The sequence below is a fragment of the Arthrobacter sp. GMC3 genome (assembly GCF_002929305.1).
Lineage (GTDB): Bacteria > Actinomycetota > Actinomycetes > Actinomycetales > Micrococcaceae > Specibacter.
The window spans coordinates 97,083-114,235 of sequence record NZ_PJIO01000007.1; the positions used below are offsets into that span (position 1 = coordinate 97,083).

General features: G+C 62.7%; 15 protein-coding genes. 13 read left to right on the forward strand and 2 right to left on the reverse strand.

What is annotated here, in order from left to right:
- The first annotated feature begins 35 nt into the window (after nt 1–35).
- The 6 genes from CXQ94_RS12850 to rplI all read left to right on the forward strand — a co-directional run bounded on the left by CXQ94_RS12850 (nt 36) and on the right by rplI (nt 4,115).
- Nucleotides 36–1,010, forward strand: a complete 975-nt coding sequence (locus CXQ94_RS12850; protein WP_104090827.1) for a proline dehydrogenase family protein — start codon at nt 36–38, stop codon at nt 1,008–1,010.
- Nucleotides 1,011–1,127: 117 nt separating this feature from the next.
- Complete coding sequence (locus CXQ94_RS12855) at nt 1,128–2,027, forward strand: 3,4-dioxygenase subunit beta (protein WP_104090830.1); 900 nt, start codon at nt 1,128–1,130, stop codon at nt 2,025–2,027.
- A gap of 260 nt (nt 2,028–2,287) precedes the next feature.
- Nucleotides 2,288–2,593: a 30S ribosomal protein S6 gene (gene rpsF / locus CXQ94_RS12860; RefSeq protein WP_104090833.1), complete on the forward strand. Its 306-nt coding sequence runs from the start codon at nt 2,288–2,290 to the stop codon at nt 2,591–2,593.
- A gap of 64 nt (nt 2,594–2,657) precedes the next feature.
- On the forward strand, nt 2,658–3,260 hold the full coding sequence (locus CXQ94_RS12865; RefSeq protein WP_104090836.1) for a single-stranded DNA-binding protein: 603 nt from the start codon (nt 2,658–2,660) through the stop codon (nt 3,258–3,260).
- A 147-nt stretch (nt 3,261–3,407) separates the two neighbouring features.
- Nucleotides 3,408–3,647 (forward strand): 30S ribosomal protein S18, encoded by a 240-nt coding sequence (gene rpsR / locus CXQ94_RS12870; protein WP_003800144.1) that lies wholly within the window; start codon nt 3,408–3,410, stop codon nt 3,645–3,647.
- 15 nt (nt 3,648–3,662) lie between these two features.
- Nucleotides 3,663–4,115 (forward strand): 50S ribosomal protein L9, encoded by a 453-nt coding sequence (gene rplI, locus CXQ94_RS12875; protein ID WP_104090839.1) that lies wholly within the window; start codon nt 3,663–3,665, stop codon nt 4,113–4,115.
- Between the two features lie 66 nt (nt 4,116–4,181).
- Here rplI and CXQ94_RS12880 read toward each other — a convergent pair whose 3' ends face one another.
- Entirely contained in the window at nt 4,182–4,637 is a 456-nt protein-coding gene (locus CXQ94_RS12880; protein WP_104090842.1) for a DUF1801 domain-containing protein, read from the reverse strand.
- Nucleotides 4,638–5,151: 514 nt separating this feature from the next.
- On the opposite strand from CXQ94_RS12880, the gene dnaB reads away from it, so the two are divergent.
- Nucleotides 5,152–7,758 (forward strand): replicative DNA helicase, encoded by a 2,607-nt coding sequence (gene dnaB / locus CXQ94_RS12885; protein WP_104090845.1) that lies wholly within the window; start codon nt 5,152–5,154, stop codon nt 7,756–7,758.
- Nucleotides 7,759–7,769: 11 nt separating this feature from the next.
- Here the strand turns inward: dnaB and CXQ94_RS12890 are convergent, their stop codons facing one another.
- Entirely contained in the window at nt 7,770–8,729 is a 960-nt protein-coding gene (locus CXQ94_RS12890) for a DMT family transporter (RefSeq protein WP_219817047.1), read from the reverse strand.
- Between the two features lie 72 nt (nt 8,730–8,801).
- On the opposite strand from CXQ94_RS12890, the gene CXQ94_RS12895 reads away from it, so the two are divergent.
- The 6 genes from CXQ94_RS12895 to CXQ94_RS12920 all read left to right on the forward strand — a co-directional run bounded on the left by CXQ94_RS12895 (nt 8,802) and on the right by CXQ94_RS12920 (nt 17,131).
- Nucleotides 8,802–9,743 carry a LysR family transcriptional regulator gene (locus CXQ94_RS12895; protein ID WP_104090848.1) on the forward strand — a complete coding sequence of 314 codons (942 nt, stop codon included), beginning with the start codon at nt 8,802–8,804 and terminating at the stop codon, nt 9,741–9,743.
- Nucleotides 9,736–11,112 carry an MATE family efflux transporter gene (locus tag CXQ94_RS12900; RefSeq protein ID WP_104090853.1) on the forward strand — a complete coding sequence of 459 codons (1,377 nt, stop codon included), beginning with the start codon at nt 9,736–9,738 and terminating at the stop codon, nt 11,110–11,112. The genes CXQ94_RS12895 and CXQ94_RS12900 overlap by 8 nt, the downstream gene beginning before the upstream one ends.
- A 28-nt stretch (nt 11,113–11,140) precedes the next feature.
- Nucleotides 11,141–11,749, forward strand: a complete 609-nt coding sequence (locus tag CXQ94_RS12905) for a hypothetical protein (RefSeq protein ID WP_104090857.1) — start codon at nt 11,141–11,143, stop codon at nt 11,747–11,749.
- Nucleotides 11,750–11,822: 73 nt separating this feature from the next.
- Complete coding sequence (locus CXQ94_RS22640) at nt 11,823–12,179, forward strand: hypothetical protein (protein ID WP_181034206.1); 357 nt, start codon at nt 11,823–11,825, stop codon at nt 12,177–12,179.
- Between the two features lie 355 nt (nt 12,180–12,534).
- Entirely contained in the window at nt 12,535–15,900 is a 3,366-nt protein-coding gene (locus CXQ94_RS12915) for a serine hydrolase (RefSeq protein WP_104090864.1), read from the forward strand.
- 79 nt (nt 15,901–15,979) lie between these two features.
- Complete coding sequence (locus tag CXQ94_RS12920) at nt 15,980–17,131, forward strand: M20 family metallopeptidase (RefSeq protein ID WP_104090867.1); 1,152 nt, start codon at nt 15,980–15,982, stop codon at nt 17,129–17,131.
- Nucleotides 17,132–17,153: the final 22 nt, after the last annotated feature.

The window sequence follows — 17,153 nt, forward strand, 5'->3', positions numbered from 1 at the left end:
CGCTGTGGCAGCGTGCGCGCAGTTAGGGTGGGCGGATGAGAACCGTGAATGACATTGAGAACGCCGCTGACACGCTCCGGGCATGGGCGCTGGATGAAGACCTGAAGAGGCACGTCATGGGCACGCCGACCCTGGCTGCGGCGGCCTCGAAAGTAGCCCGCCGCTACACGGCTGGTGAGAGCGTGGGTGAGGCGGTCGCCGTGGCCGGTGCGGCAATCGCCCGCGGTCACCGGGCAAGCATCGAATATGCGGGCGAGAGCGTCCGCACCGCCGATCTGGCCCACTCCGAGGCCGGCGTTTTCCTTGACCTGGCCGCAGCCATTAGCCGGGAGGAACTGCCCAGCACCATCTCCTTTGACCTTTCCCACCTGGGACTCCTGGTAGATCCGGACATGGCAGTGGGCTACGTGCGCCAGCTTGCCGCAGCTACGGAGCACCTGGGCACCGTGCTGATGATTTCCGCCGAGGGATCGGACCGGACCGATCTGGTCCTTGACGTCTATGAGCGGTTGTCCGCCGAGATTCCGCGCGTTGGCATCACCTTGCAGGCGCGCCTGCACCGCACACCCGTCGATCTTGAGCGGGTGCTTGCCCTGCCTGGGACCATCCGCCTCGTCAAGGGCGCATTCCTCGAGCCGGAATCTGTGGCGTACCCGCGCGGCAGTGCCGAGCTCACCGCCGCCTATCTCCAGCTGGCGGGCAGGATCATTGACACCGGGCATGCGTTGAACCTCGCCACGCACGACGACGAGCTGGTGGATACCCTCATAGCCAGCTTTGGTGGCGCGTTGAAGTCCGCCACGGTGGAGTTTGAGATGCTCCTCGGGCTCGGCACGGACCTTTTGGACCGACTGCACCGCGAGGGATACGCCACCCGCGAGTACGTGGTCTTTGGTGGGGAATGGTGGTTGTACGTACTTAACCGGATTGCCGAACACCCGCAACGAGTAGTGACAGCGTTGGCCGACCTCAACCGCGACGACGGCGCCAACTCGCGAAACGCCGAATAAGATACGCCGTCCCCGCGAGTTGGCGCCGTCGTCGGCGAAGGCGGTACCAGCCAATCCCTAAAATGCGTACAGCCGGTGCACAGCCCACGCTTATGGGGCATTGGTGAAATTGTCAGTATGACTAAGACACCACACCCCGACCATGACCGCGGACTCGAATTCGACCTCGGGACCATAATCACCCGGCGCCGCACCCTAGGACTGGCCCTGGGCATCGGAGCCACCGCCGGGCTGGTGGCGTGCACGCCAGGCAGTAGTGACAGCGCCATCATCATTACACCCAGCCCCTCGGCGTCGACGGCCACGCCCAGCGCCACTTCCAGTGCCACGGCCACCACAACGGCGGAGACCGCCGAACTCACCCGGGCCATTGCCGAATGCACGGCCAATGGTGTTGACACCCCGGAAGAGACCGCCGGACCTTACCCGGCCGACGGCTCCAACGGCCCCGATGTGCTGACGGCCTCAGGGGTGGTGCGGCAGAACATAGTCGCCAGTTTTGGTTCCTCCACCACCGCAGCCGTGGGTGTGCCGTTGACGGTGACCTTGACACTGCTTGATAACAACAACGGCTGCACCCCGCTCGCCGGAGCTGCCGTCTACCTTTGGCACGCCACCAAGGATGGCGAGTACTCCCTCTATGACAAGGGGTTGGAAAATGAGAACTTCTTACGCGGCGTCCAGGAGGCCGACGCCAACGGCCAGCTGAGCTTCACCACCATCTTCCCGGGTGCCTACAACGGGCGCTGGCCGCACATTCACTTCGAAGTCTTTGAAAGCATGTCCAACGCCACCGCGGCCGGACAGATCCTGCGTACCTCCCAAATTGCCATGACGGAGACCTCCTGCAATGAGGTGTACGCCTCCAGCGGCTATGAGTCCAGCCTGACCAACTTCCCGAACACGCCGCTGGCCAAGGACATGGTCTTTGGGGACGACGGCGGGATCCACCAACTGGCCTCAACCTCCGGTTCCGTGGCCGCCGGGTACCAGGCGGCGCTGAACGTGATCATCTAGCCGTCACGGCAAGCCGGTGGTTTCCCCGCTTACCCGTTGTTGCCCAACAGCAGGTATGAGGGGAAACCGCAAGCATGCGCCTGTGGGGAGAATTACGCGCAAGGGGAGCGCCCGGCGTCGTACGTCCTGTAAGATAGATAAGTCTGTGCTGGCACTGTGACCACTCCCTGAGTGTGTTGCGTCAGTCCACGGACACCGCAAATGAACCTCCTGTTACGGAAAGACCGTAACCGCCTAGCCCAGAGGAGGTGGGTTCACATATGCGTCCTTACGAATTGATGGTAATCATCGACCCCGATGTCGATGAGCGTACCGTAGAGTCGTCGCTTCAGAAGTTCCTTAATGTCATCACCAACGATGGTGGAACCATCGAAAAGGTTGACATCTGGGGCCGTCGCCGTTTGGCGTACGAGATCCAGAAGAAGGCTGAAGGTATCTACGCTGTAGTGAACTTCACTTCTACTCCTGCTACCGCTCAGGAACTTGATCGCCAGTTGAGCCTCAATGAGACCATCTTGCGCACCAAGATCACCCGTCCGGAAGAGCAGAAAGTAGTAGCCGAGTAATTTCGGTTCACTTCTTTTATCTTTTTCTCCCGTAGGAAAACACCCAAGCAGGAAGCAGGAGCAGATGGCAGGCGAAACCACTATCACGGTCATTGGTAATCTCACCGGTGACCCCGAACTCCGGTTTACACCGAGCGGTTCAGCAGTAGCGAACTTCACCATTGCGTCGACTCCGCGGACCTTTGACCGCCAGTCCAACGAGTGGAAGGACGGCGAAACGCTGTTCCTCCGCGCGTCGATCTGGCGTGAAGCGGCCGAAAACGTTGCCGAGTCCCTGACAAAGGGAACTCGTGTGATCGTTTCGGGCCGGCTGAAGTCGCGGACCTACGACACCAAAGAAGGCGAAAAGCGCACCGTCATGGAGCTTGAGGTCGACGAGATCGGCCCCTCGCTGCGCTACGCCAACGCCAAGGTTAACCGCACCCAACGCTCCGGCGGTCAGGGTGGGGGCAACTTCGGTGGCGGCAACGGTGGCCAAGGCGGCAACTTCGGCGGCGGCAACGCTGGCGGAGGCCAGGGCGGCTTTGGCGGCAATTCCGGCGGAGGAAACTTCGGCGGCAATGGCGGCCAGCAGCAGTCCGCACCGGCATCCGATCCCTGGGCTACGCCCGGTGGCGGATCTTCCGGTTGGGGCGCCGGCCCGGATAACTCCGAGCCTCCCTTCTAACGTGCGGTGCACACCCTTTCGTGTCGGCTCCGCCGCCACGCAGGGACCCTGCGCACCACTCTTTTTATAAATGTGCGGCAACCGCCGCACGCACACCATCCCGCGGATTAATATCCACGGGCTCCACGAATACTAAGGAGCTCCACGATGGCTAAGGCTGAACTCCGTAAGCCCAAACCAAAGTCCAATCCCTTGAAGGCCGCTGACATCACTGTCATCGACTACAAGGACGTAGCATTGCTGCGCAAATTCATCTCTGACCGTGGAAAGATCCGTGCACGTCGTGTCACGGGTGTCACGGTTCAGGAGCAGCGCAAAATCGCCCAGGCAATCAAGAACGCCCGCGAAGTTGCATTGCTGCCCTACTCCGGCGCTGGCCGCGGTTAAGGGAGATAAATACACATGGCAAAGCTCATTTTGACCCACGAAGTTACCGGTCTCGGTACCTCAGGTGACATCGTCGAGGTAAAGAACGGTTACGCACGTAACTACCTTCTGCCCCGCGGTTTCGCCCTCACCTGGTCCAAGGGTGGTGAGAAGCAGGTTGAGTTGATCAAGGCTGCTCGCGCCGCTCACGAGCACGCTTCCATCGAAGCTGCTCAGACCCAGGCTGCTGCACTCTCCGCCAAGCCGGTCAAGCTGACCGTCAAGGCTGGCGAGTCAGGCCGCCTGTTCGGCACCGTCAAGACTGACGATGTTGCAAAGGCTGTTGCTGCTGCCGGTCTCGGCAACATCGACAAGCGCAAGATCGAACTGCCCACCCACATCAAGTCGGTTGGTACGTTCAAGGCAAACGTTCGTCTCTACGAAGACGTCGCAGCCGTTATCACCTTGAACGTTGTTGCAGCTAAGTAGTCTGTAACTTCTTTCTACATTTAGGCCCGGTCCCCGTCTGCGGGGGCCGGGCCTTTTTGGTGCTAGCTAGCGCTTCTGCGACTGCAGGGACTGCATTTCGGTGTTGGTTATGTGCTGGTAGCCGGTGCGAATCAGTTCTCGCAGTACGTCTACGTCAATGTCGGCCAACTTGTTGACATAGACGCACGCGGCGCCGGCCTTAAATTTGCCCAAGCGCGCCAAAAGATGTTCGACGTCGGGCGCATAGCTGAGTCCGTAAATAACCAGGTTCGCTTTCCTCGGGGAGAATCCGGCCGCTGCAGCGTCGCCTTCGCGCCCCGAGGCATATTTGTAGTGGTACTGGCCGAAGCCAATGATGCTCGGCCCCCACATGCGCGGCTCCTGTCCCGTCTCCTCCCGCATGATCGCCAAGAGCGTGTGGGCATCCGCCCGGCGGACCTCGCTGGTGTCCACGGTAGCCAGAAACTCTTCCACGTCTACGTTTGTCACATGCGTCTTATTGGCACTCTTTGAGTTCGTCATGTCAAGCCTCGATCCTTTTGCCACCAGCATAGGCGACCGCTTTTGCGTTGCCGTACATGCTTGTGGGCGCATGTGCCCAGTTCAGGACCTTCCGCTGTGCGCCCGTCATTCACAGGCGGGCATAAGTCTGTGGATATCGACACGCCTATAGTCGATTTGGTGCGGAGTCAAGGGTCGACTGACGGACAGCGACGCGCCCTTAATTTCTTTTTCTCCACAGGCCGTTGACAACGTTTGCGCAGGTCAGGGGCCTGATGGTGACGAAGATCAACGCTTATCCACACACTTGTCCCCATCCTGTGCACAAGCCATGGCCCTTTATGCACAAGTTATCCACAGCCTAGGTGGATAGTGGGGTTGGCAGTTGTCCACAGAGCGTCTAACGTTGCAAAGGATCCCCTCCTCGAACGGCAATCTTGTCAGTGCCTCCTGGTAGGAAGGGAGAAAGCATTCTGGCGAAATCGACGTGGTTTCCCGAGTGCCACAGCAGCAGGGCGAAAGAAGGCACCACACCATGAGCGCTCCAGCATCGGACACCGCCGGATCGTCCAGAGAGCCGGACTTTGCCCGGACACCTCCGCAGGACCTTGTCGCAGAGCAAAGCGTCCTGGGTGGCATGATGCTCTCCAAGGATGCCATCGCCGACGTCGTGGAAGTTCTACGCGGGAACGACTTCTACCGGCCCTCCCACGAGAGCATTTACGAGGCCATCTTGGACCTCTATGGCCGTGGCGAACCGGCCGACGCCGTCACGGTGGCTGATGAGCTGACGAAGCGCACCGAAATCGCCAAAGTTGGCGGGGCGGCGTACCTCCACCAGCTTATTCAGTCCGTCCCCACGGCAGCCAACGCTGGCTTCTACGCCGAGATCGTGGCCGAACGTGCAGTTTTACGCCGCCTGGTCACCGCCGGCACCAAGATTGTCCAAATGGGCTACGCCCAGGACGGCGAAGTTGAGGACGTCGTGAACGCGGCCCAGGCGGAGATCTTCGCCGTCGCCGAACGCCGCACCACGGAGGACTACGTGATCCTCAAGGACGTCATGGAATCCACCGTGGACGAGATCGAGGCCTCCGGACACAAGGGCGAAGGCATGACCGGCGTGCCTACCGGTTTCTACGAATTTGATGAGCTGACCAATGGTTTGCACCCGGGACAGATGATTGTCATCGCCGCCAGGCCGGCCGTTGGTAAGGCTCTCGCACTGGACACCGCGCTGCCCACACCTACGGGCTGGACCACGATGGGCGAGGTGCGAGTTGGTGACGCTGTGCTTGCGGCGGACGGGACGCCCACTGTGGTTGTTGCGGCCACCGAGGTCATGCTTGATCGCCCTTGTTTTGAAGTGACCTTCGACGACGGCAGCGTGCTGATTGCGGATGCCGAGCACCAGTGGCTGACCGACACCCGCTCCTCCAGGAAATCGACTCAATCATCCGCCAACCCCCGGGTATCCGCTGAAGTGCGCACTACCGCCCAGATCGCCGACACTTTACGGTGTGCCACGGCTGATGAGCGCTTGAACCACTCCATTCGCAACGCAGCAGCTTTGGACCTTCCTGCGGCGGACCTGCCCATTGGCCCCTACACGTTGGGCGCCTGGCTTGGCGATGGCGCATCGGCTGCGGCGAGGGTGACCAACGCAGATGCTGAAGTCTTCATGCGCATCTCCGCCGAGGGGTACGAGCTCAAACCCGTCACCGATCTGACCCATAGTATCCACCTGCCTGCAGAATCCTTCGTTTTTGAAGGCCTCTGTGTCGTGTGCGGGGCACCGTTTACCAACAAGCTGCGGCAAGTGCGCACTTGTTCTCAAAACTGCGGGCGCAAGGCACGCTACACAACTGAAGCAGTGCCGGCGCCAACCTGCATCGATTGCAAGATTCCCTGCAGTGGCGGCCTTCGTTGCGAACCGTGCCGACTGGACCATGGTTCGCTCCAGGCAATTCTGCGCTCCAACTCTCTCCTGGGCAATAAGCACATTCCTGACACTTACCTCCGGGCGAGCATCGCCCAGCGGCGCGATTTGCTGGCGGGTTTGCTGGATACCGACGGCACAGTCACCTCCAGCGGCTGTGTGCAATTTGCCGTCACGAGCCTCGCATTGGCACAGGGTGCACGGGAACTCATCCACAGTCTCGGCTACCGGACCGGGTGGTCGGAAAAAGCGGTCGACGGCCGCACCGAGAAGTCATCGACCTGCTACACGATCACCTTCGCCACCGAAGATGTGGTCTTTGGGCTGACCCGTAAGCAACTCCTCCACAAGGAGAGGGATGCGCGGAGCACACCCAAACGCACCCAACGCTTCATCACCTCCGTGCGCCCCGTTCAATCCGTGCCTGTGAAGTGCATTCAGATCGCCCACAACAGCCACCTGTACCTGGCGGGTCCGTCATTCATCCCCACCCACAATTCGACGTTCGCACTTGACTGGGCGCGATCTGCGGCCATCACCCACAATATGGCCACCGTGGTCTTCTCCCTGGAAATGGGCCGGAACGAGCTGGCCATGCGCCTGCTCTCCGCCGAGGCAACCATCAGCCTGCAGGACCTCCGTAAGGGAACCGTCAAAGACGACCAGTGGTCAAAGATTGCCACCACCATGGGCAAGATGAATGACGCGCCGTTGTTTATTGACGATTCCCCCAACATGTCCTTGATGGAGATCAGGGCCAAGTGCAGGCGCCTGAAGCAGCAGCACAACCTTAAACTGGTCATCCTTGACTACTTGCAGCTGATGTCCTCGGGCAAAAAAGTGGAGTCGCGCCAGCAGGAAGTCTCCGAATTCTCCCGTGCCCTGAAGCTATTGGCCAAGGAGTTGCAGGTGCCGGTGGTGGCGCTCTCGCAGCTGAACCGTGGTTCCGAGCAACGTACCGACAAAAAGCCGATGGTCTCGGATCTTCGTGAATCGGGCTCGATCGAGCAGGACGCCGACATGGTCATCCTGTTGCACCGTGAAGACATTTACGACAAGGAGTCGGCTCGTGCCGGTGAAGCCGACGTGATTGTGGCTAAGCACCGTAACGGTCCCACTAAAACCATTGTGGTGGGCTTCCAGGGCCACTACTCGCGGTTTGCCAACATGGCCAACGACGGCGGCGGAGGCGGCGGCTACTAGCGGCCCGGGCCTCACGGGCTGGAATTTCCGTGGAGAGCCAGATCGTCTCCGGAACGTGCAGCCGGGTCCGGGTGAGGTGCCGGGAGTGCCCGAAACTTTGCCTCGATCCGCTGCCCGGCGTAGCAGCCGGCAACTATCAGCAGCCCTCCCAGGGCGCCAAGCCAGCCGAGCGTCTCGCCAGCGAGCAACACCCCGGCCAGCACCGCCCACACCGGTTCGGTGCCCATGAGTAGGCTGGCTCGGGAGGGCGAAGTGCGCCGCACCGCCCACAGCTGCACCAGGAACGCGAATACCCCTGCTGCCAGCCCCAGGTAGAACACGCCCAGCCACTGGGACGGGCCGAACACCCCCGCGGCCCGCACCATCCCCGCGGGGTCCGCCACAATGGCCAACACGGCGCAGACAAGTGACTGGAGCCAGGTCACGGTGATGGAACTGTAAGGCTTGTTGGTGGTCATTGCCCCCAGCAATGTCACATGCCCGGCGCGCACCGCCGCGGCTGCCAGCATGAGCAGGTCACCGGGATTGGGTGCCCGGAATCCGTCACCGGACACCAGCAGTGCAACGCCCACAACACATACCGCTGCTGCCATAAAAAAACTGCGCGGCAGCCAGCGCCGTGCCGCCACAGCGTCCAGCAATGGCGTGAAGATCACGGTCAAGGCGATGATCAGCCCGGCATTGCCGGCGCTGGTGCGGGCCACGCCAAAGGTCTCAAGGAAAAGCACAGCAGCCTGTGTCAGGCCCAGCACTACGCCCGTAACAAGTTCGGCGCGCCCCGGGAAACGCCGAACACGCCACGCCCACAGCACCGTCAGCGCCAACGACGCCACCAGGAACCGCCACCCAAGCACTGCCGGCACTGAGGCGGTGGCCGTGAGCCCCTTGGCCACCAAATAGCTGCCGCCCCACACCACGGCAACAGCCAGCAGCGCCAGGTCCACTCCAAAACCGTTTCGAAAGTTCTTCACCGCTCAATACTGCGGGCAAGAAAACGTTAGGACTAGACGTCAATTTACTAGGGGATGCGTTAGTTTGAACTTATGGAATTGGGACAGCTGAGGGCCCTGCGTGAAGTCCAAGCCAGGGGGAGCATTGCCGCGGCCGCGCTGGCACTGCACGTCACGGCGTCGTCCGTGTCCCAACAGCTCAGCGTCCTGCAGCGTACGGCAGGCACTGCATTGACTTATAAACAAGGCAGGCGCACCGCGCTGACACCGGCGGGTCTGGCCCTGTGCCACGCTGCCGCGGAGGTGGAAGTGGCACTAGCCCGTGCCGATGCAGCCGTTGGTGCGTTCCGGTCTGACCCGGCCGAGCCGGTTAGCGTGGCCGCGTTCCACAGTGCCGGGCTGGCACTCTTTGGGCCTCTGGAGCAACGCTTGATGGACAGCGCCGGTCCTTCCCTGAACCTTGCCGACCAGGACGTGGCGCAACAGGATTTTCCGGCACTGACGGCCGACTACGATGTGGTGATTGCCCACCGGCTGCCCAACAGTGCCGGCTGGCCGGGCACGGTGGCGGTGACTCCGCTGGCTTTTGAGCCCCTCGATGTGGCGGTGGGCGCCAAGCACAGGCTTGCCGGGCACGCGACCCTGGTGCCCGCGGATTTACGCGGGGAACGGTGGGTCTCGGTGCGCCAGGGCTTTCCCTTGGAAGGGGCCATCGAAATGATAGGAACCCTGGCCGGGGAAGAGGCCGTGGTGGCCCATCGGATCAACGAGTTCTTCGTGGCCGCCGCCGTGGTGGAGCGCGGGGCAGCTGTGGCCCTCATGCCCCGCTACCTGGTCAACCGTGAGCATTTTCCACAACTGGTTCTTGTCCCGCTGCAGGAACCACGCCTGGGCCGGAGGGTCGACATCCTGACCCGGCCGGAGGCGCTTGAAAGGGCTGCCGTGCAGCAGGTCATCACGGCCCTAAAGTCGCTGATGGCCGGGCTGGTGGCGACGGGCGGCGACCCCCGGCCGATACTGTTGGAGCATGCCTAAACCTGTTTCTCCGCAAGCCGCCCCCACCACCAGCGGCAGGGCAGGCGGTTCGTCACGGCAGATTCTGCACCTTGCAGTGCCCGCCTTTGGTGCGCTCATTGCCGAACCACTGTTCCTCCTTGCGGACTCGGCGATCGTCGGTCACTTGGGCGTTGCCGAACTGGCGGGTGTGGGGTTGGCGGCAACGGTGCTGCAAACCGCCGTGGGGCTGATGGTGTTTCTTGCCTATTCCACCACTCCTGCGGTGGCCAGACTCCTCGGCGCGGGCCGACGGGCTGACGCCTTGGCCGTGGGCCGCGATGGACTGTGGTTGGCCTTGCTACTGGGTGCGGTGCTCGCTGCTGCGGGCTGGCTCAGTGGCGGCGCGTTGCTCTCCGCCATGGGGGCCGGGGGTGAGGTTCTAGGCTTCGCCCACGAATACCTGATGGTCAGCATGGCTGGCATTCCTGCCATGCTGCTGGTCCTCGCCGCGATGGGAGTGTTGCGCGGACTGCAAGACACCCGCACACCGTTAGTAGTGGCCGGCGTCGGATTTGCCGTGAACATTGTGCTGAACTTTGCCTTGGTCTATGGCCTGAACCTGTCCGTGGGTGGTTCCGCACTGGGCACCGTACTGGCTCAGTGGGGCATGGCTGCCATCTACCTCGTGATCGTGCTCCGGGCGGCCAGAGCGGAAAAAGTGAGTCTGCGTCCCGACTGGGCCGGCATCCGCACGGTCTCCCGTGTGGGTAGCTGGCTCATGATCCGTACCCTCTCCCTCCGTGTTGCCATCCTGGCCACGGTGATGGTGGTGACGGCCCAAGGTCCCCTTAACCTGGCCGCACACCAGCTAGCCATGACGCTTTTTACGTTCCTGGCCTTTGCACTTGATGCGCTAGCTATCGCCGCCCAGGCGCTCATCGGTAAGGAACTCGGTGCCGGGAATTCTTCCTTGGTGCGGGCCTTGACCCGGACCATGACGCGGTGGGGCGTGGGCTTCGGGGTGGTGACGGGCCTGCTCTTGTGGGCGGCGTCCGGGGGTGTGGGCTGGATCTTCACCAACGACACTGGCGTGCACCAGGCGCTGGGTGCCGCCCTTCTTGTCATGGCGCTGGGACAGCCACTGGCCGGCTACGTCTTTGTGCTCGACGGCGTTCTCATCGGGGCGGGCGACGCACGGTATCTGGCCTTGGCCGGGCTGGCGAACCTGGTGGTGTACCTGCCGCTGCTCTTCTGGATCCAGGGCGCAGCGCTGGGCGATAATCCGGCTGCACTCGCGTGGCTGTGGGCGGCCTTCAGTCTGGGTTACATGGGCGCGCGCGGGGTGACGCTGGGATTGCGTGCCCGCACTGGGCGTTGGATACGGCTGGGCGTCCCCGGGGGCAGTTGAGGCGGCCGGGCGCGGCTAGACTTGATGGGTGAGTGAAACAGCCGCGTCCCAAGACGCCAACGCACCCGTCATCAACAATCCCGGCGCCCCTTTGTGGCAACCCGTCCTTTTTCGCTCGATGGTCACACTGTTCTTTGGCATCATCACCGTTTTTTGGGGCACCCCGGACACCTTGGGACTGTGCCTGAACTTCGCCTGGTATTTCCTCATCCTGGCGGCGTCGCACTACTGGTTTGTTCGCAGGCTGGCATTGCCACGAAAAGAATTAAAACGACTGGTGCTCCTGGGAGCCGCCGCCCTTCTGGCAGTCAGCGGTGTGATTGTTTTCATTGCCGTGAACACCGTTGTGGCCGGTTGGCTCGGTGGAGCAGCCCTGGCGCTCGTTGGTGCCGCCGAAGTCTTTGCGGCATTGCACAACCGCACCAACGATTCCGCTACCAAATCCTCCCTGCGCAGCGACTGGTTGATCTCCGGCGTCCTGGGCATAGGCACCGGCTTGCTGCTGCCGTTCTTCATCGCCGCCGGCCCGCACGCACTCCTGGGTGTCAGCGGTGGCGGGGCCCTGATGAGCGGTGCGCTATGGCTGTTGTCGGCGCTCACACTGCGCCATGACGCCCGGAAGCCAAAAGAAAAGTAAACTGGGATCGAAGAATTCTACTGTGCGTAGAAATTTGGGGCGCGCCAGCGACAATCAAGCAAAGGACCAAACCGTGGGCAATGAAGAGCCACAGAACCCGAAGTCGGGCAACTCCATCAAGTTGCCCCTGAGTTTTTCCTTCGCCCTGGGCGCCGTGGCCGGTCTGGTCACCTTGGTAGTCTCGGCTGGCGGCACCATCCACGGTCTGCGCTGGGACCTGGGCGGCATCGCCTTTGGCATCGCCTTCATCGCCGCCTTGCTTATTTCCTCCCTGCTGGTCATGGGACACAAGGACAACCCCGCCTACCTGAGCGAAGGATCGGGCGTGAACCGCAAGTCCTCGGACCGTTTGGCCGCTGCCAAGAAAGCCGCTGAAGACGCGGACCGTGCCGCCAAGGACACCCACGGCGACGAATCAACCGCCCCCTGATCCACGCCCTGCACCGCTAAGGGTCGTTGCGCATATGTGCCGCCTGAAGTACCCCAAGTGCCCGCCTCCGCCGGCAAACCAGTCCATTCCTGGACTCATTTGCCGGCGGTAGCGGGCATTTTTGTGTTCCGGTGCCCGTTGCGTGGATCTGTTCAGTGGCCCCGAATCGGGCAACCTTGGAGTTTCCTACATAGAAGGGTAGTTTTTCTGTCGAATAAACCAGTGAATGTGGAACGGATGCAGGCAAGGATGGAATGAGAGCTGGCTCACTCACGCAGTGGCCGGGCTCGGCAGCCCATCCCGCCACGGCCAGTGTCCTGGCGGACCGTAAGTAGCCCGCGACGTGAGGATCCCTATGAAACGCCCCCTAAAAATCACCGACTTGGCCCAGCTTCGCACTCCGGGAGCCCCCGCGGTCAGCCCCGATGGCCAACACGTTGTCTATGCTGTGGGCGGTGTCGATGGTGACACCAAGACCTCATCGCTGTGGCTGGTGGCCACCAGCGGAGGGGAACCGCGGCAGTTGACTCAAAGTGGAGTGGACTCCGCCCCCGTCTGGAATGCCGCCGGGAACGAACTGGCCTTCCTGCGCTCAAGCGCTGGCGCGGCCCCCCAGCTGTGGACTATTTCCCCCGACGGCGGTGAGCCCGTTGCGCTGACAAACTCCGAGAACTTCCCCCTGGGCGCCGGTGCCGCCGTGTGGAGCCCGGGTGGTGGCACCGTGGTGCTCAGCGCCCCGACCCGCATTGTTGCCGGCCCGCCCAACGCCAACGAGCCGATCGTCATCAACCGCCTGGACTACAAGTCCGACGGCGTCGGCTACCTCGGTAATATGCGCCTGCACCTGCACGAGATCACCCTTGCCAACGGCGCCGTTCGCCAGCTGACCGACGGCGATTGGAATGCTTCCGCCCCAGCAATTTCCCCCGACGGCACGAAACTGGCTTTTGCGGCCGCACTGGATGAAGACAGGGACACCGAACTCAGCTCCCACGTTTGGTACCTGGAACTAGCCGATCCACTCCTGACCCGCCACCGTGTGGGCCAGGCCGGCGCCATGGGCGGACCCCTGCTGTGGAGCCAGGACGGGGAATCCGTCATTGGAATTGGCCTGCAGGCAACGCAGACCCGCAATGCCGGGCTATGGCGTCTTCACCTCGACGCGGCACAGCCTGATGAAAACCTCACAGCGTCCCTGGACCGCAACATCATGCCCGGCGGTGTTGGCTATCCGGGCGGCACTCCCCAGCTCCTAGCCAACGGTGACATTCTCTTCGCCGTCCGGATGGGCGGTAACACCCACCTCTACCGCCACAGCCACGAGGGCCGGCTCGAGGGAATCCTCACCGCAGAACACACCGTGATCTCCGGGCTGTCCCACGGAGGCGGAACAACTGCCGTCGTGGTCACCACTCACGACACCTTCGCGGAGCTTGCCGTGGTCGGTTCCGACGGTCAGCTTACGGTGCTGACCTCGATCATGGCCCAAACCCTGCCCGACGTTGAACTAATCACCTCCGAGCCCCGCACTTTCACAATCTCCGACGGCGAATCCGTGGCAGGCTGGCTCATCCGTGACGAGTCCAAGCAAAACGGACCTGCCCCCCTGCTCCTGGACATTCACGGTGGCCCGCACAACGCCTGGACTGGCGTCGCCGACGCAAGCCGCCCCTACCACCAGGAACTGGCCGCCAAAGGGTGGACCATTCTGATCCTGAATCCGCGCGGCAGCGACGGCTACGGTGAGGCATTCTTGCGAGGCACCCTGGACGGTTGGGGCACGGCCGATCACAACGACTGGATGGAACCCATCGATGTCCTGATTTCCGAAGGGGCCGTGGACCCGGATCGGCTTGCTGTGACGGGATACAGCTACGGAGGCTTCGGCACCTGTTCGCTGACCAGCACCAGCAACCGTTTTGCCGCGGCCGTTGCCGGCGGACTCGTGGCGGATCTTGGTGCATTGCCCGGCGCATCGGACGCCGGGGTCTACCTGTCCAAAACCGAATTCGACGGCGACGACACCGTCGCGGCGGCACTCTCACCCATGAACGCTCTCCACCAGGTCACCACCCCAACGCTGATCCTGCACGGCGCCCAAGACAACCGCTGCCCCGTCAACCAGGCCGAACAATGGTTCGCCGGTCTGCGCCGAAAAGGCGTGCCCGCCCAAATGGTGCTGTACCCGGGACAGTCGCATTCGTTCATCATGAATGGCCCGTTGAGCCATCGCCTGGACTACAGCGAACGACTCATCGCCTGGCTGGAGCTCCATGTCCCTGCCGCAGCCCAAACCGCCGGGGAAACCGCCGTCGTTCCGGCACTCTTGGACACCGCCTACTGGCAGCACCGGTTGGAAACTGCGATTGCCAAATACGATGTCCCGGGGGCGGTCTTTGGCATCCTGCGCACAGACGCGGCAGTTCCCGGCCGCGGCGCCGAGGAGCGGGTGGTCATTGCTGCCGGTGTCACGAACAAACGAACAGGAGAAAAGGTCACCCCGGCGAGCCTGTTCCAGCTTGGTTCGATCACCAAGACCTGGACAGCCACCCTCATCATGCAGCTCGTGGCCGAAGGCAAGCTGGACCTTGACGCCCCCATTCGGGACGTCCTGCCCGATTTCAAACTTGCAGACGAGAACGCGGCGGCAACCATCACCATGCGCCAGCTACTCACCCACACCAGCGGCATTGACGGGGACATCTTCACCGACACGGGCGCAGGAGATGACTGCGTGGAAAAGTATGTTGACGCCCTTTCCACAGCCGAACAAGTATTTGCTCCGGGCCAAACCTGGTCCTATTGCAACACCGGTTTCGGCATTGCCGGGCGCGTCATCGAGGTGCTGCGCGGGAAGATCTGGAACCAGGTGTTGGCCGATCACATTTACGCACCGCTGAAGCTGAGCTGCACCACCACCCTGGCCGAGGAAACAGCGTTGCACAGCTTCGCCGTCGGGCACCTTGGGCTGGGCAGCGAGCAGAAGGTCACCACGGACCTTATGATTACACGCAGCGCCGGGCCCGCCGGGCTGATCAGCTCCTCGGTGGATGAAACGCTCACGTATGCCCGCACCTTCATGCCGGGAGGGACGCCGCTGATGCCGGCGGAGCAGCTCGCCGAGATGGTGAGGGGCCAGGTCAACATGTCCCACGCCACCAGCCTCGCCGATGAATGGGCGCTGGGATGGTGCCTGCAGAAGTGGGGCACCGTGCCAACCATCAACCACAACGGCGCCACCTTTGGGCAAAACTCCTACCTGCGCCTGTTCCCGGAACAGGGGATCGCGCTATTCCTTTCCGTCAACGGCGGGAGGGCAGAAAACATTCATCGGGAACTGTTCGGGGAAGCGGCACAGGCGCTGGCCGGGGCAACCATCCCGGCGGCATTCAACCCCGCGGCCCACGCGCCCGGGGAGGCCGGTCGGGATGCCGCACGCCTGCATGAGTACGCGGGCGTCTATGAGGCCGCCGGCCTGCGCATCGTCGTCGAACCCAAGGACGACGCCGGCAATTGGAAGGCCACCGCCATTGACACAAGCGGCCACCCGTCGGCGGGAGAACCACAGATCCTGAACCTTGTCACGGCAGGAGCGGAGTACGTGGGTGCCCGGGTAGAAGGCATGCCTGACTGGGTACGCATTAGTTTCGAGTCCCACGGCGGGACCAAGCTCATGCACTTCGGCACCAGGGTCTACCCGCAGGTAGCCAACCACAACTAAACCCTTGAGAGTTGGCCGGTCTCCGCGTGGGGATCGGCCAACTCCGCCAACACCAAACTTAACTATGCAATGGAGCACCATGACTATCACCAGCGGGCAAACCCTTTCCATCCTCGGCCAGAGCCAGGAACGCCTGCCCCTGTTCCTGGCCGATCTAGAACGGGTGGTCGGCCATGAGTCGCCCACCGGTGACTACCCGGCCATCGCCACGAGTGCCGTTCTCGTGGCGGACCTCATCGAGGAACGTTTGGGGGTTCGCCCGGAAACGGTGGACATTGACGGCTGCCATCACCTGCGACTGCGTTTTGGCACCCCCAAGGTGACCATCCTGACCCACCACGACACCGTGTGGCCGCATGGAACCCTGGCTGAAATCCCGTTCAGCAACACCGACGGCGTGATCCGAGGCCCGGGCTGCTTTGACATGAAGCTGGGACTGATCCAGGCCATCCACGCGTTGGCTCTACTGCGTGAGCGCGGGGGAGACGTCGCCTTGGACGGGATCAATCTGCTGGTCACGGGCGATGAAGAATCGGGTTCCATTACCTCCCGGGCACTCATTGAGGACGAGGCTCGCGGCAGTGTCGCCGCCCTGGTCCTGGAGGCCGCAGCCGACGACGGAGCGCTCAAGGTAGAACGCAAGGGCGTCTCCATCTACAAGGTGAGCATCCACGGGCGTGCCTCCCACGCCGGCCTGGAACCGGAAAAGGGCATCAACGCAGGAGTTGAACTGGCCCACCAGATCCTGGCCATTCAAACCCTTGCTGACCCCGCCCTTGGCACCTCGGTGACCCCCACTACCCTGTCCGCGGGCACCACTACCAATACGGTCCCCGCGCTGGCCACGCTCGATGTTGACGTGCGGGTGCGCTCGGGCGCCGAACAGGAACGGGTCGATCTGGCCATGCGCTCCCTGCTCGCCAACAACCCGGAGGCCATCATCACCGTCAATGGTGGCCCGAACCGTCCACCCATGGAACGCAGCGGCGCCATGGGGCTTTTTGCCCGGGCGGAGCGTATCGCCTCCCGCGATGGACTGGGCGAGCTAACCGCCGTCGCCGTGGGTGGCGCCTCCGATGGTAACTTCACCGCCGGCATTGGCGTGCCCACTCTGGACGGCCTTGGCGCCGTGGGCGCCGGCGCCCACGCCCGCCACGAGCACGCCCTGCTCGCTTTCATTCCGGGCCGGACGGCACTCGTGGCCGCCCTCATCGAGGAGCTGAGCGCTTAGCCTTGACCCACCGATGAGGAGG

Coding starts and splice junctions, on each gene's coding strand:
- CXQ94_RS12850 (WP_104090827.1), top strand. CDS start 36: ATGAGAACCGTGAATGACATTGAGAACGCCGCTGACACGCTCCGGGCA.
- CXQ94_RS12855 (WP_104090830.1), top strand. CDS start 1,128: ATGACTAAGACACCACACCCCGACCATGACCGCGGACTCGAATTCGAC.
- rpsF (WP_104090833.1), top strand. CDS start 2,288: ATGCGTCCTTACGAATTGATGGTAATCATCGACCCCGATGTCGATGAG.
- CXQ94_RS12865 (WP_104090836.1), top strand. CDS start 2,658: ATGGCAGGCGAAACCACTATCACGGTCATTGGTAATCTCACCGGTGAC.
- rpsR (WP_003800144.1), top strand. CDS start 3,408: ATGGCTAAGGCTGAACTCCGTAAGCCCAAACCAAAGTCCAATCCCTTG.
- rplI (WP_104090839.1), top strand. CDS start 3,663: ATGGCAAAGCTCATTTTGACCCACGAAGTTACCGGTCTCGGTACCTCA.
- CXQ94_RS12880 (WP_104090842.1), bottom strand. CDS start 4,637: ATGACGAACTCAAAGAGTGCCAATAAGACGCATGTGACAAACGTAGAC.
- dnaB (WP_104090845.1), top strand. CDS start 5,152: ATGAGCGCTCCAGCATCGGACACCGCCGGATCGTCCAGAGAGCCGGAC.
- CXQ94_RS12895 (WP_104090848.1), top strand. CDS start 8,802: ATGGAATTGGGACAGCTGAGGGCCCTGCGTGAAGTCCAAGCCAGGGGG.
- CXQ94_RS12900 (WP_104090853.1), top strand. CDS start 9,736: ATGCCTAAACCTGTTTCTCCGCAAGCCGCCCCCACCACCAGCGGCAGG.
- CXQ94_RS12915 (WP_104090864.1), top strand. CDS start 12,535: ATGAAACGCCCCCTAAAAATCACCGACTTGGCCCAGCTTCGCACTCCG.
- CXQ94_RS12920 (WP_104090867.1), top strand. CDS start 15,980: ATGACTATCACCAGCGGGCAAACCCTTTCCATCCTCGGCCAGAGCCAG.